Annotated in this window: 10 protein-coding genes and 1 pseudogene; 3 read left to right on the top strand and 8 right to left on the bottom strand. The window is 69.9% G+C overall.

Annotated features, from left to right (window positions below; genetic code table 11):
• The 7 genes and pseudogenes from AB0M48_RS32770 to AB0M48_RS32740 all read right to left on the bottom strand — a co-directional run.
• A pseudogene (locus tag AB0M48_RS32770) lies at nt 1–1796 on the bottom strand (hypothetical protein); the annotation flags it as partial.
• Between the two features lie 68 nt (nt 1797–1864).
• On the bottom strand, nt 1865–3754 hold the full coding sequence (locus AB0M48_RS32765; RefSeq protein WP_363849326.1) for a hypothetical protein: 1890 nt from the start codon (nt 3752–3754) through the stop codon (nt 1865–1867).
• Nucleotides 3755–3763: 9 nt separating this feature from the next.
• Nucleotides 3764–4270 carry a YbaB/EbfC family nucleoid-associated protein gene (locus AB0M48_RS32760; protein WP_363849324.1) on the bottom strand — a complete coding sequence of 169 codons (507 nt, stop codon included), beginning with the start codon at nt 4268–4270 and terminating at the stop codon, nt 3764–3766.
• 52 nt (nt 4271–4322) lie between these two features.
• Nucleotides 4323–5078: an ESX secretion-associated protein EspG gene (locus AB0M48_RS32755; protein ID WP_363849322.1), complete on the bottom strand. Its 756-nt coding sequence runs from the start codon at nt 5076–5078 to the stop codon at nt 4323–4325.
• A complete protein-coding gene (locus tag AB0M48_RS32750; protein ID WP_363849321.1) occupies nt 5075–6739 on the bottom strand; it encodes a PPE domain-containing protein in 1665 nt (554 codons plus the stop codon). Before AB0M48_RS32750 ends, AB0M48_RS32755 begins: the two co-directional genes overlap by 4 nt.
• Nucleotides 6740–6782: 43 nt before the next feature.
• Nucleotides 6783–7163 (bottom strand): hypothetical protein, encoded by a 381-nt coding sequence (locus AB0M48_RS32745; protein WP_363849319.1) that lies wholly within the window; start codon nt 7161–7163, stop codon nt 6783–6785.
• A gap of 422 nt (nt 7164–7585) precedes the next feature.
• A complete protein-coding gene (locus AB0M48_RS32740; RefSeq protein ID WP_363849318.1) occupies nt 7586–8347 on the bottom strand; it encodes an ESX secretion-associated protein EspG in 762 nt (253 codons plus the stop codon).
• A gap of 581 nt (nt 8348–8928) precedes the next feature.
• On the opposite strand from AB0M48_RS32740, the gene AB0M48_RS32735 reads away from it, so the two are divergent.
• Both AB0M48_RS32735 and AB0M48_RS32730 read left to right on the top strand, forming a co-directional pair.
• A complete protein-coding gene (locus AB0M48_RS32735) occupies nt 8929–10506 on the top strand; it encodes an MFS transporter (RefSeq protein ID WP_363849316.1) in 1578 nt (525 codons plus the stop codon).
• Between the two features lie 30 nt (nt 10507–10536).
• Nucleotides 10537–11016 (top strand): collagenase, encoded by a 480-nt coding sequence (locus AB0M48_RS32730; protein ID WP_363849314.1) that lies wholly within the window; start codon nt 10537–10539, stop codon nt 11014–11016.
• A gap of 224 nt (nt 11017–11240) precedes the next feature.
• On the opposite strand, the gene AB0M48_RS32725 is transcribed toward AB0M48_RS32730, so the two are convergent.
• Complete coding sequence (locus tag AB0M48_RS32725; RefSeq protein WP_363849312.1) at nt 11241–11837, bottom strand: NUDIX domain-containing protein; 597 nt, start codon at nt 11835–11837, stop codon at nt 11241–11243.
• A 444-nt stretch (nt 11838–12281) separates the two neighbouring features.
• Between AB0M48_RS32725 and AB0M48_RS32720 the strand changes: the two genes are divergently transcribed.
• Nucleotides 12282–13313, top strand: a complete 1032-nt coding sequence (locus AB0M48_RS32720; RefSeq protein WP_363849310.1) for an NAD-dependent epimerase/dehydratase family protein — start codon at nt 12282–12284, stop codon at nt 13311–13313.
• Nucleotides 13314–13315 lie beyond the last annotated feature (2 nt).

Here is a 13315-nt window from a genome sequence, read left to right as displayed (position 1 = left end):
GGGGGCTTGGGTGCGTCGAACACGCCCTTCGCGCCGCCACCGGCAGGAGTGAACTTGCTGCCGCCGCGTTCGCCGCCGGTCGCGCCGGGGGTCGCCCCCGGTGCCATCGGTGGGGCCATGCCGGGTGCGGCCGAGGTGGGCGGCGTCACGCCGGGCGCCACGGCGCCGCCGCGCGGGCCCGCGCTCTGGGGCGGGGTGGCGACGGCGCTCTGCGAGCCGGGCGTCGTCGGAGCCGGGGTGCCGGGAACGCCGGCAACGCCAGGAACACCACCCGGCTTCGGTGCGCCGGAACCGCCGGGCGTCGCGCCACCGGGAGTGGTGCCAGCAGGAGTGCCGGGCGTGGCGCCACCGGCCGGCGGCACGACGGGCGTGGGCTTCGGCGCGGGCGGGGGAGTCGAGGGCGTCGTGGCCGGCGGGGCCTTGGTGATGGTGCTGTCGGGCGTTGGGGGCTTGGGTGCGTCGAACACGCCCTTCGCGCCGCCACCGGCAGGAGTGAACTTGCTGCCGCCGCGTTCGCCGCCGGTCGCGCCGGGGGTCGCGCCACCCATCGGCGGGGCCATGCCGGGCGCCATGCCCGGAGGCGTGGCGCCGCCGCGCGAAGGCGACGTCACGGCGTTCTGCGGGCCGGGAGCGGACGTGGAGGGCTTGGTTCCCGCCGCGCCACCGGAGGTGCCGGGATCTTTGTAACCGGGCGCCGAGGGCGTGAAGGGCGCAGGGCTCTTGCCGCCACCGGAGGCCGTGCCGCCGGGAGTCGTGCCCTTGCCACCGGGAGGCGTCGCGCCGCCGGGCGTGGCCGGGGCCGTGCCGCCCTTGCCGCCGGCGTTGCCGGGGCCGGTGTAGCCGGGCGCGGTCGGGGTGAAGGCGGCGGGGCCCTTGGGGCCGCCTGTGGTGGCACCGCCCTTGCCGCCGGCGTTGCCGGGGCCGGTGTAGCCGGGCGCGGTCGGCGTGAAGGGCGCGGGACCCTTGGCGCCGCCGGTCGTGGCGCCGGAACCACCCTTGGTGGTCGGCGTCGCGCCGATCGACGGCCCGCCGGGGGTCTTCACGCCGGACGTCGTGTTGCCGCCGCCGCCCTTGGTCGTGGGGGTCGCGCCGACGGACGGCCCGCCAGGCGTGTTCACGCCGGACGTCGCGTTGCTGCCACCACCCTTGATGTTCGGCGTGGCACCGGTGGACGGGCTGCCGGACGTGTTCACGCCGGATGTCGCGTTGCTGCCACCACCCTTGGTGGTGGGCGCCGGACCGACGTTGGGGCTGTTGGGTGTGAAGTTGCCCGACGTCGCGTTGCTGCCGCCGCCCCTGGTCGTCGGGTTCGAGCTGTTCGGGCTGTTCGGGGTGAAGTTGCCCGACGTGTCACGCCCGCCGCCGCGCACGTCCTTCGCGCTGGTGGTCGGGTCGATCGACTTGATGTTGGTCTGGTTGGTCTGGTCGACCTGCGTCGAGGTCTGGTGCGTGGCCTTCAGGTTGGTCTGGACGTCGTTGAACGCCTTGGCGCCCCGGTCGGCCTGGGAGACCGCGTTGTCGTTCGACGCGTTGAGCGCCGGCACCGCGAACAGGCCGATGGGGCCGAGCGCGTTGCCGCTGAAGTTCAGGCCCCGCAGGCCCGACGAGATGCTCGACAGCCGGGATCCCAGGTCACCCGCCTTGTTCTGCAACCCCTGCATCGAGGAGTCGTTCATGGAGTAGCCGCTGTTGCCGGTGGGGCCGCCTCCGCCCGTTCCGCTCGTGGGCGGCGCCGAGGGGGGAGGGTTCGCTCCCGGGTTCGACGGCGGGTTCGGGTTGACGTTCCCCTTGGCCATGAGCGGCGATTCTCCAGAACTGCATCAGAACAAGGCGGGATCGCGGGATCCCGGCTGTTGGCTGGGACTTACTCTGTCGGCCGGACGGAACGCTCGTGCGCGATGGTCGGCTGCAGAGGCTGAGCCGCGGCACCGCCGGCCGCCTCGTACGCAGTGGTCGCCTGCAACTGCTCGCTCGCCATGAGCGGGTTGACGCTCTCGTAGGCCTGCTCGGCATCGACGCGTGCGTACACCTCACGCGGCTGCGACGGCTCGAGTGCGTCGTACGCGTGCGACATCTGCGTGCGCGCGAGCGGCTCGTAACCCGACGAGGCCTGCAACGGCTCGGAAGGCGTCTCCGGGCTGATGTACATCTCACGCGACTGCATCGGCTGCACGGCCTCGTAGGCCGGTGCCCCCGAGGTCATGCTGACGCCTGACACCATCGTGGAGTCCGAAGCCTCCCCGCGGGAGAACGCCATGGGAGCCTGGACCGCCTCTGCCCGCTGGAACGCCTGCATGGGCTCCGCCGCGTGCACGGCTTCTGCCCGCTGGAACGCCTGCATCGGCTCGGTCGCGTGCACGGCTTCTGTCCGCTGGAACGCCTGCATCGGCTCGGTCGCGTGCACGGCTTCTGTCCGCTGGAACGCCTGCATGGGCTCCGCCGCGTGCACGGTCTCTGCGCGCTGGAACGCCTGCATCGGCTGTGCCTCGTTCACGGACACCGCCCGGAACGCCTGGGCCTGCTGCATCGGCTCGGCCGCGTCCATCGCCCTGACGGCCTGCATCGGCTGTGCCTCGCTCACGGACGCCGCCCGGAGAGCGTGCATCGGTTCGGCGGCCACCGCTTCCGTGCGCCGGAGGGCCTGCATCGGCTCGGCCGCCACCGCTTCCGTGCGCCGGAAGGCCTGCATCGGCTCGCCCTGTTCCATCGCCCTGAGAGAAGCGGTGGCGGGCGTCGCCTGCACGGTCCCGTCCTGCTGGACCGTGCCGACGCGGGCGGCCGTCATCTGCGCGGTCGCGGTGCCGGTGGAGTCCGCGGCGGTCTTGCCGTCGGTGGAACCGGGAGGCGTGTTGCCACCGCCACCGCCGCCGCGGTTCTCCATCGCCTCGTCGATCTTCTTGTTGACGCCGTCCTGGGCCTTGTAGCCCTCGTAGGTGATCTCGGCGACGTCAGCGGAGTTCTCGAAGCGCTCCCAGCCCTTGCTGACCTTCTTCATGATCTCGTCGAGGTCGCCGATGCGCTTCATCTGACGGCCGAGGGCGGCGACGACGCGCGCGACGCGGGACGCGATGTTCACGCCCAGCGCGACCGCCTTGCCGACCGCGAAGCCGCCGAAGACCGCGATCGAGGTGCCGAAGGTCGGGATCATCATGGCGGCGGCGATGATCGCGCCACCGATCAGCGAACCGATCAGCTGGGCGATCAGGTCGCGGACGATGTCCCGCAGAACGGTGACGAGCATGCCCATGATCGCGACGATCTTGGCCTTGGACTCGACGGCGTTCGCGAGGTCGTCGAGCTCCTGGGCCATGCCGTCCATCGACGTCTTGAACCGCTCGGACGACGCGCCCGTCCAGCCGTCGAACGTCGCGAGGCCGCTCCTGTGGTCCTCCGCCAGCACCCGCAGCTCGGCCGCGCGCGCCTTGTTGGCCTCGACGTTGGCCTGGATCTCCTCCGGGTTGCCCATCAGCTGGTTCAGGGCGTCGCGCAGGAACGACACGTGCTCGATCAGCCAGCCGACGCCGGCACCGATGATGCTGCCGAGCGGGTCGACCGCGAACATCACCGTGGCCGAGGCCGCGCCGATGGCGTTGAACGTGATGTCCAGCGCCTTCTCGGTCTCGCTCTCGGCGTCCTTGCTGATGCCGTCGATCAAGCTGCCGTAGGCCTCGATGAACAGCGAGCCCTTGAGCTTGTTCTCCTCGGTGATGTGCATCCCGGGAGGTGACGGGAGGGGAGTTTCAGGCGCGGTCATCGCTGTTCCTTACCAGGGCTGGTTGTCGTCGTCATCGTCGTCGGCCGCACTGCGACGGCCGCGGGCCGGCGCGGGCTGCGGAGTCGCCGCCGGCCTGCTGACCGGGGGAGCCGGAGCGGGTTCCGGCTCGTCGTCGATCTCGTCGTACGGGTCGTTGTCCTCTTCGACCTCGTCGTCCGGGATCGAGTCCGAGACCATCTGGTAGGCCTCGGTGCCCTCACCGAGCGGCTTGAAGAGCTCGAGGACCTGGGTGGCCGCCTGCTTCTGCGCGGCCCGCGCGGTCTCCAGGATCAGCGCGGTGAGCCTGGGCCCTCCGAGCTCGACCGCGCGGTGCCCCAGCTGCAGGTTCTGCAGACCGCCGTTGGGCCCGACCGTCACGGTCACCGCGCCGTCCTTCGACGTCACGGTGGCGGAGGCCGCCGCGACGTTCTCCGTGAGGTTCTCCGACTTCTGCTTCAGGTCGGCCAGCTTGGCCTCGTACTCTTCGACCCACTGATAAGGGTTCGCGGGGTTCACACGGTCCTCCGGCGGCGGCGGTTCAACTTCGGTTCGACTTCGGTGCGTCAGTTCACGCGAGCACGGCGTCGATTCGGGTGGCGATGCGGTCGTTGTCGGTCGGCGAGAGGCTGAGCCAGCCGTCCGAGTTGACCATCAGGTAACGGCCCTGGTGGGTGTCGAACCAGTTGATCACGACACCCGACCGCTGGCGGTCCTGGGTGACGCCGAACTGGCCGCCCGCGACGCGGTTCGAGGCGAGCTCACCGAACTGCTTCGCGTCCTGCGCGGACAGACCGGCCTGCTGCAGCGCGTCCTCGTCGTCCACCCCGCCGTCACCGAACAGGTCGTCGTCCGCATTGGCCTCTTCGGCCTCCCGCAGCGCGACGGCGTCCTGGAGGGACTGCACCCGCACGTTCACCGCCGTGCCCGGACCGGGCACGGCGTCGGGCAGGACCTTGACGATCTCGCGGGCGATACCGGTCTCCCGGATCTCCAGCAGCCCGACCCGGTCGCTGTCGATGATCGCCAGCGCGGCGCGCTCACCGTTGGAGACGGCGAGCGCCCGCACTGTGCGGTCGAGACCGGCGACGGCGTCCACGGACACCTTGTGGTCGTTCAGCAGTCGCAGGAAGTCCTCGAGGCGCTGGTTGTCCACGAGCCCGCGCGAGCGAAGCTCGTCCATCGTCCTCGTGACGAGCACGCGGCGTTCCTGCTCGGTCGCGCCCTCGCTCGGCACGTCCAGCGGGTACGGCACTCTGCCGAGCCGCAGGTCGTTCCACAGCACGTCGAACTCGAGCGGCGAGAGCAGGAACTCGGGCGTGATCACGACGACTCGGTCCCCTTCTGCTTCTTGACCTTCGCGGCGCCGATCACCGACGGCGGCAGGTTCTCACCGGGGACCTCGAACAGGTCGCCGCCCATGATGTAGCTGGCGGAACGGTGTTCCTTGTCCTCCTCGCCGCGGCCACCGGCGGGAGCGCCACCCATCGGCGCGCCGCCCATGCCGGCACCGGCGGCGGCCGCGCCACCGGGACCCATGCCCATCGGCATGCCGGGGCGGGCACCCTGGCCCTGCACGCCGGCCGCGCCACCGGGCTGCATGGCAGCGCCCGCACCCGAGGCACCGCCCGCGCCACCGCCGAACCCGCCACCGCCACCCGCGCCCATCTGCGGGGTGTACGGCATCGGGCCGCCCTTCATGCCACCCGCACCGCCGCCGCCACCGGCACCGCCACCGCCGCCACCGGCACCGCCACCAGCGCCGCCGGGACCCGTGTAACCGGGTGCCGTGGGCGTGTAGGCCGCGGGGCCCTTGGGGTTCTGCGGGGTGTAGCCGGGGTTCTGCGGGTTGTAGTTCGGGTTCGCGACGTCCTTGCCGACGACCGGGGCCTTGGGGATGTTCTGGTTCTGGCCGGTGTTCGTCTTGCCGGTGCCCGTCTGCGGCGTGTAGCCCGGGCCCATCTGCGGCGTGTAGCTGCTACCGCCGCCACCACCGCTGCTGCTCGTGTAGGTGCTGCCGGTGTTGGTGGGGGTGTACCCCGGCGCGGTCGGCGTGTAGGCCGCCGCGGTGTTCGTGCTCGTGTTGCCGGGGGTGTAGCCGCCCATCTGCGGCGTGTAGCTGCTGCCCGCGCCGCCACCCGCACCACCGCCGGGACCGGCGGCAGGGGAGAAGCCGGGCGCGGAAGGCGTGTACGCGGCCGCGGCGGGCTGGTTCACGCCACCCGCTCCAGCGCCCGCGCCGCCACCTGCTCCGGCGCCCGCGCCGGCCCCGGTCGGCTGCCCGACCGGGGCCGTCGCCGTGCCGGCGGTCGCCGCCTGGGTGGTCATGAGGGAGTCCACGCCACCGGTGAACGCGGCCGCGCCGGTCTGCGGCATCGCCAGCACCGGCTCCTCGACCTTGCCGGTGTTCGGGTTGAACGGCGGCTTGAAGGCGGGCGTCGACGAGTCGATCTGCCGGGAGTTGTTCTCCATGTCGGTCATCACGGTGACCGCCTGGTCGTGCGCGGCGCGCGACGCGGCGTTGGCGACCGCGATGTCGGCGGAGGCCAGCACGAAGGCGGGCGTGCCGGGCTGGGAGAGCGCGGCAGCGGCCTTGTTCCAGTCGAACTGGACCGGCTGAGGCATCTGCGCGCGGGCGATCTCCATGACACGGCCCTGGTCGGCCACCTTGTTGCCGACCTCGACGGCCGTGCGGGCGGTCTCGTCGACCCAGTCCCCGAGCTTCTTCATCGCGGCACGTGCGGCCTCGGCGGCGTCACCGGTCCACTTGGACTCCGACGCGGTGATGACCAAGTTCATGGTCCTGGACGCCTCGGTCAGCTCGTTGCCGTACTTGCCCCACTCGGAGCTGATCTGGCCGGCTTGACCGGGGTCGTTGTTGTTGTGCACCGCGGCATAGAGCTCTTGGTGCGATCGGGACGCCCAGTTCTGCGGGTCCGTGAGGACCGGGACGTTCTCGACCTCGCTCGGGTCGGTCTCGGGGGGCATGACCGGCTCGCCTCTCACGTCGTTGGATCAGCTGGCCACAAGATCAGCTGTTACCCATGTGCTTCTTCAGTTCGGCCTGCTGGTCCTCGTCGAGCGCCTGGAAGTTTCCGATCGCTTCGACGATCGAGTTCTTCGTCTGCTCGAGAACCGTGCGGTAGGCGGTCATCACGCTGACGAACGAGTACTGCTCACCCTCGGCCCGGTGAGTGAACTTGTCGCGCATCTTGTCGCCGACCGGGTTCGCTCCGAGCGGAGCCGGCCGGGCGATGCTCGTGTTCGCGCGCTGGATCCACGAGTCGACCTGGTCGATCTGGGCCTGGAGCTGTTTGCGGAGGTCCTCGCCCGCGGTCGGGTCGATCTGGACCTGGCCCGAGCGGACGGTCTCGCCGAGCGGGACAGCGTCTTTGTCACCGACGATGTACATGCGGGCAGTATCGGGTGTCTTTTGGCTCATCGCCGACTTTGTGGCGCACGAGTCACCAATTGAGACCCGTGTTCACAATGCGTTGCCACGTATCGAAACGGGCCACTACTAGGTGAACGCCGTATAACGACGTGATCGTTTGCCCTGGTTGTGGGAGCGCTCTCGGCGTGCTGCCCGAACGGGCTCGCGATCTTTGTACATGTCCCTGGAACGGCCCTTGACTATGCACTGATGTGACCTAAATCACGCAGGGGAATTAACCGGGATTTAGGGCTCTCTTGAGGTCGGTCACCGCTGGTTCGGCAGTCACCGCATCGGGTGAATCTGTGGGTGGACGCGGAAACGTGGGCGCACCCGTCGGAGCACGCCCGCGATGTCCGTTTCGGATCATTGTTGTGCGCTGCGGCGCACCGCGTTCACCGTCAGGCCAGCACCGCGTCGATCCGCGTGGCGATGCGGTCGTTGTCGGTGGGGGACAGGCTGAGCCAGCCGTCCGAGCGGACCATCAGGTAGCGGCCCTGGTGGGTGTCGAACCAGTTGATGACGACGTCGGCGCGGTGCCGCCCGTGCGTGACGCCGAACTGGCCGCCCGCGACGCGGTTCTGCGCCAGCTCGTCCATCTGCCTCGCGTCCTGCGCGGACAGCCCGGCCTTCAGCAACGCCTCGCGGTCGTCGAGCTCCTCGTCGGCCGCACCCCACGGGTCCTCGGAGTCCTCCTCCTGCTCGGCCTCCTGCAGCGCGACGGCCTGCTGCAACGTCTCCAGGCGGACCGACAGCGCGCTGCCGGGGCCGGCCACGCCCTCCGGCAGCACCCGGACGATCTCGCGGGCGAGGGCGGTGGGCCTGATCTCGGAAAGGCCGACCTCCTCGCCGTCGATGACGGCCAGCACGGCCTCCCCGCCGCTGGCGGCGGCCAGCGCCCGCACGGTCCGGTCAAGTCCGGCGACGGCGTCTACGGACACCTCGTGGTTGCCAAGCACCCGCATCAGGTCCTCGAGCCGCGGGTCGTCGGCGATGCCGCGCTGCCGCAGCCCGGCGATCGTGCTGTCCTGCAAGGCTTTGACGTCTCGCTCGGTTGCTCCTTCGCTGGGCACGTCGAGCGGGTACGGCATTCTGTCGAGCCGCAGCGTCTGCCACAGCACCTCGAACTCGCGGGTCGACAGCAAGTACTGGGGCGTGATCACGAGTGCTCGGAACCTCTCTGCTCTGCCTGCTTTCCGGGCAGTATCGGGCAGAAATGCGGAAGTCGTTCCCGATCGGGCGAACACGTACCCGGTTGAGACGGAATGTTCACAATGCGGCGTGATGCCCGCAATCGGCCCGCTTTCGCGGGCGGCTACCTGGGAGGCTCTGGTTCGCCCAGGACTTGGGAGCGCTCTCACGGGGCGGTTGCACGGCACCCCAGAGGTCCGTTTAGAGCCTCGGCGGGCTGCTTTCCGCTGGGTTGCTGTGATGTAAATCACACATGGGGCAGGGCGTGGGTGTAAGGCTCGCAGCCCCAGGCGATCACGCTCACGGAGGTCTCGGGAGGGCTGTCCAGTCGACCGCGGCTGCGCAGTTGCTCAGAAGCGCTGCCGTGCCCCGCGCGGCCGGACGGCCTCCCCGACGGAGTCGTCGAGCTTCGTCCCCATCCGCGTCCCGGCCGGCACCCCAGGTGGATCATGAACGCCGCCCGGAGGTCCTCGCCGCTTTCACCTGGCGGGAGAACCGCCGACGACCAGTGGGGTGCTCGGCAGGACGCACCCGCAGGTGTGAGGATCGACGGGTGACTGCCTCGCCGTGGGCGCCCCTGCGCCGCAACGCGTTCCGCGCGCTGTGGCTCGCCCAGTTCGCCTCCAACATCGGCACCTGGGCGCAGACCGTCGGCGCCCAGTGGCTCATGGGTGATCTCGGGGGCAGCGCTCTGCAGGTCGCCCTCGTCCAAACCGCCACGACGCTGCCGGTGTTCCTGCTGGTCGTGCCGTCCGGGGCGCTGGGCGACATCCTCGACCGGCGGCACGTGCTGATCTCCGGCCAGGCGATGATGCTGGCGGGCGCCGGCGGGTTGATGGTGCTCGCCGGCGCGGACCAGGCGACGCCGTCGAGCCTGCTCGGGTTGCTGGCGCTCATGGCGGTCGGGCAGGCGTTGACGATGCCCTCGTTCCAGGCCATTCAGCCGGAGCTGGTGTCGCGCGAGGAGATCCCGCAGGCCGCGCTGCTCAACGGCGTCAACATGAACGTCGGGCGCGCCATCGGCCCGGCGCTCGGCGGCCTGCTCATCGCGTTGACCGGGCCGGCGGCGACCTTCGCGTTGAACACGGTGAGCTTCTTCGGCGTGCTGATCGTCCTCGTGCGCTGGAAGCGGCCGTCGGACAACCGTCCACTCGGGACCGAGCACATCATGACCGCCATGCGGACGGGCGCGCGGTACGTGGCCAGCTCGCCGTTGTTCCGGCGGGTGCTCACGCGGCTGTCGCTGTTCATCGTGTTCGGCAGTGGGTTGTGGGCGCTGTTGCCGGCGATCGCGCGCGGGCCTCTGGGACTGGACGCCGGCGGGTACGGAGTGCTGCTCGGCAGTGTGGGCGCGGGGGCGATCGGCGGCGCGTTCGTGGTGCCGAAGTTGTTGCAGCGCATGAGCAAGAACCGGATGGTGCTGTTCGCGACGTTCGTCTACGCGGCCTCCACCAGCACGGCTGTGCTGACGCAGAGCTTCGCACTGGTGATCGTGGCGATGCTCCTGACGGGCGCCTGCTGGATCGCCACGCTGTCGACGTTCAACGCGCTCGCACAGGTCCTGCTGCCGGCGTGGACACGCGCCCGGGCGCTGGCCTACTACCAGCTGATCCTGATGGGCGGCCAGGCGCTCGGTGCCGTCGTGTGGGGCGTCATCGCGGACGCCTGCGGACTCGAGGTGGCGATGATCGTGCCCGCGGTGGCGATGGGCGTGCTGGCGCTCTGGGCGACCCGCTGGTTGCCGCTGCACGACCGGCCGCTCGACGTCACCCCGGCGACGTACTGGGAGGAGCCGCCGGAGATCACCGACACGGAGGCGGGCCCGGTGCTGGTGACGGTGGAGTGGTCCGTCGCGCCGGAGAACGAGGACGCGTTCATCGACGCCATGCAGCGGGTGGGCAGGGCGCGGCGGCGCACCGGGGCGACCATGTGGGGGCTCTTCCGGGACACCGAGAAGGTCGGGACGTTCCTGGAGACCTTCACCGTGGCGACGTGGCACGAGCACCTGCGCCAGCACGTGGAGCGCGGCACGGTCGTGGACCAGCAGAACCAGGAGGCCGCACGGGAGCTGGCCGAGGGGCCGGCGCAGGTGCGGCACCTGCTGTTCGCGGAACCGGGCAAACCGGTGTGAGCGTCCACAGCCGCGCTATGTGCGGAGCGGATGGTCACGGCCACGGGGCGTCCGCTGCTGGTTGACCTGGCGGCACGCGGTGACGTCGTCGGCCGCCTGGCGCCGCTGTGGGTGGACGTCGCGGAGATGGTGGACTGGTACGACAAGGCGAACTGCTGCCGCTGCAACACCTGCGACTTCCGCGCGAAGGTCGACCGCCGTGTGCTCACCGTCCGGCACACCTGCAGCGCCACGGTGAAGACCCGAGCCCAGCGGCTGACGCGGGCACAGCGCTCGGACACGCCGCACCACCGCAGCGTCCTGCGCGGACAGGTCCCTCAAGGCGTGCAGGACGGTGAGCGCGCCCGGCGCCACTTCCGCGCTGAACCCGTAGTCCGCATCCAGGTGCAACGTGGTGAGATCCCGCTCGATTCAGTGAATCGGCCGCGATCGTCTGGAACGACATGTACCGCGAGACCGAAGACTCCGTTTCGACGCGCCCGTGAACGGACAGAGCAGGATTGGAGGTGACGCTAATGACGTCTTAGCAAAGCCAGAAGCTCGCGTGGCAGCCGTTGGGTCGAGTGACGGAGCCGTCGTTGACGAAGCCTTGAATGCCGCGCTGCTTTATCGGTGTGCAACGTGTTTATCGGTGTGCAACGTGCGTGAATTCATATTATCGTGGGTCATCTTTTCGGCATTCCCGGTTGAGCGTTGAACAGACTTGAGACAGGAGACCATCATCGACCGTGGTCTTAGTCCGATCGAGTTCCTTCGCGCTGCTCATGTACTTCACCTCGCAACCATTGTGCGGCGATGCCCGGCTGCTTCGCCGCCAGGACGAAGAGCTGGTCGAGGTAGGAGTTGCCGGTGGGTGCCGTCAGCGGCCACCAGACGAAGTCGTCGTGCGTGCTGTCGACCCGTGGCCGGGCGTCGTGTTCGGCAAGGGCGAGGAAGGTGACGTTGACGGTGTGCGTGGGGGAGTCGCCGTGCGCCGAGGCGTCGAAGACGGTGGAGAAGGTTCCCAGCACACCGCACAAGGTCAGGTTCAGCCCGGACTCCTGCTCGGCCGTGCGCAACGCGGCGTCGGTGAGTTGTTCGCCCTTGCGCATGCGGCCACCCTGCAGCCACAGGGAACCTGCCTGGGGTTCCTGGCTGCGCCGGGTGAGCAGTGCCTCGCCGGCGCGGACGACGAGCGTGTCGACGCAGACGACGGGCATCCGTTCCAGGATTTCGCGGTACAGCTGCTCCGGCACCCAGGCGTGTCCCGTCGCACCGCGGCCGTCACGCCAGTCAAGCGCCGGTGAAGCGGGCAATTTGTCCGACTGCACGGGATTGAGCGATCCAGCCATCGTCCTCCGCCTTCCGATGATGATCGCGGCCACGCCCGACATCGCATTCCGGTCCGGCCGCGGTCGGGGAGTTCGGACTCCCCGCTGACGACTACGACGAAGTCGGCCGCCTCGCGAGCACTCGCGGTGGAAGGTATGAGTTAGTTCTGCGCCGGACCACCTCTCGTCCCATTCGCTGGGACGAACTTCACCCAGCCGGACCGGGGGCGGAATTCCGTCCCGAGCGCTGGAACGGATTCTGGATGATCGATACCCGCTGTCACATACTCGCTCCACAGTCGGCACCGCGGCGCCACAGCCAACAGTTCTCCCGGTCATCGAGAACTCTGACAGCGCCAACGGTCAGGCCGCCGGAATCTCATGTCGGCGGCCGCCGGATGGGAAATCCCATCGGCAGCTGCCTCGAAGGACACGACAGCCCGATCTCACGAATGGAAATCCCCTATGACGCAGCAGGAATTCTGGCGCGGCAAGCGAGTGCTGGTCACCGGCGGTTGCTCGTTCATCGGATCGCACCTGGTGGAGCACCTGGTCGGTGCCGGCGCCAGGGTGCGCGTCGCCGACGACCTCAGTTCGGGACGCCTGGAGAACCTCAGCGAAGTTCCGGAGACCGCCTGGGAGTTCGTGGAGGGCGACCTCTGCGATCCGCGGCTCGCCGCCGAGGTGATGCGCGGTATCGACGTCGTCTTCCACCTCGCCGCTATCCACGGGGGCAGAGGGTTCATCGAGCTGCACCAGGCCGCGTGCTCGCGCAACTTCGTCCTGGACGGCGTGGTCTCGCAGGCGGCGGTCGACGCGGGAGTGGAGAACTTCGTCTTCGCCTCCTCCGGCTGCGTTTACCCGGTCGACCTGCAGGCCGACGTGAACGAGGAGGTCCGGCTCACGGAACCTCAGGTGGGACCGCCCTTCCACGCGGACGGGATCTACGGCTGGGCCAAGCTGATGACGGAGCAGCGGCTCGCCGCGCTCCACAGCGAACTCGGGTTCCCGTCGGTGTCGTGCCGCCTGTTCACCGTCTACGGCGAGCGTTGCCCGGAGAGCCACGCCCTGACCGCCATGGTGGGCCGGGCGTTCATCCAGCAGCAGCCCTTCGAGGTCTGGGGTGACGGGACCCAGATCCGCAACTGGACCTACGTCACGGACATCGTGCGTGGCCTGGTCCTCGCCGGAGAGCGCGTCCACGACGGCAGCGCGATCAACCTCGGCACCGAGGAGCCGATCCAGGTCAAGGAAGCGGCCAGGATGATCCTGGAGTTCACCGGCCAGGCCGAGACGGAGATGAAGCCGCTGCCCGACAAGCCGACCGGCCCCTACAACCGGGTCGCGTCCGCGGCCATGGCGTTCGAGCGGCTCGGCTGGACGCCCGAGGTGCCGTTCCACACCGGCCTCAAGAGGCTCACCGAGTGGTACTTCGAGTCGCGCCAGGCGGAGCGGATGACGACGGACGAGTTCGCCGAGCGCCTGACCACGAGGTAGCG

This window comes from Lentzea sp. NPDC051208 (assembly GCF_040682435.1).
GTDB classification, from domain to species: Bacteria; Actinomycetota; Actinomycetes; order Mycobacteriales; family Pseudonocardiaceae; genus Lentzea; species Lentzea kristufekii.
Note: the sequence above shows the minus strand (reverse complement) of the source record. Positions and strands in the feature narration are given on the sequence as shown.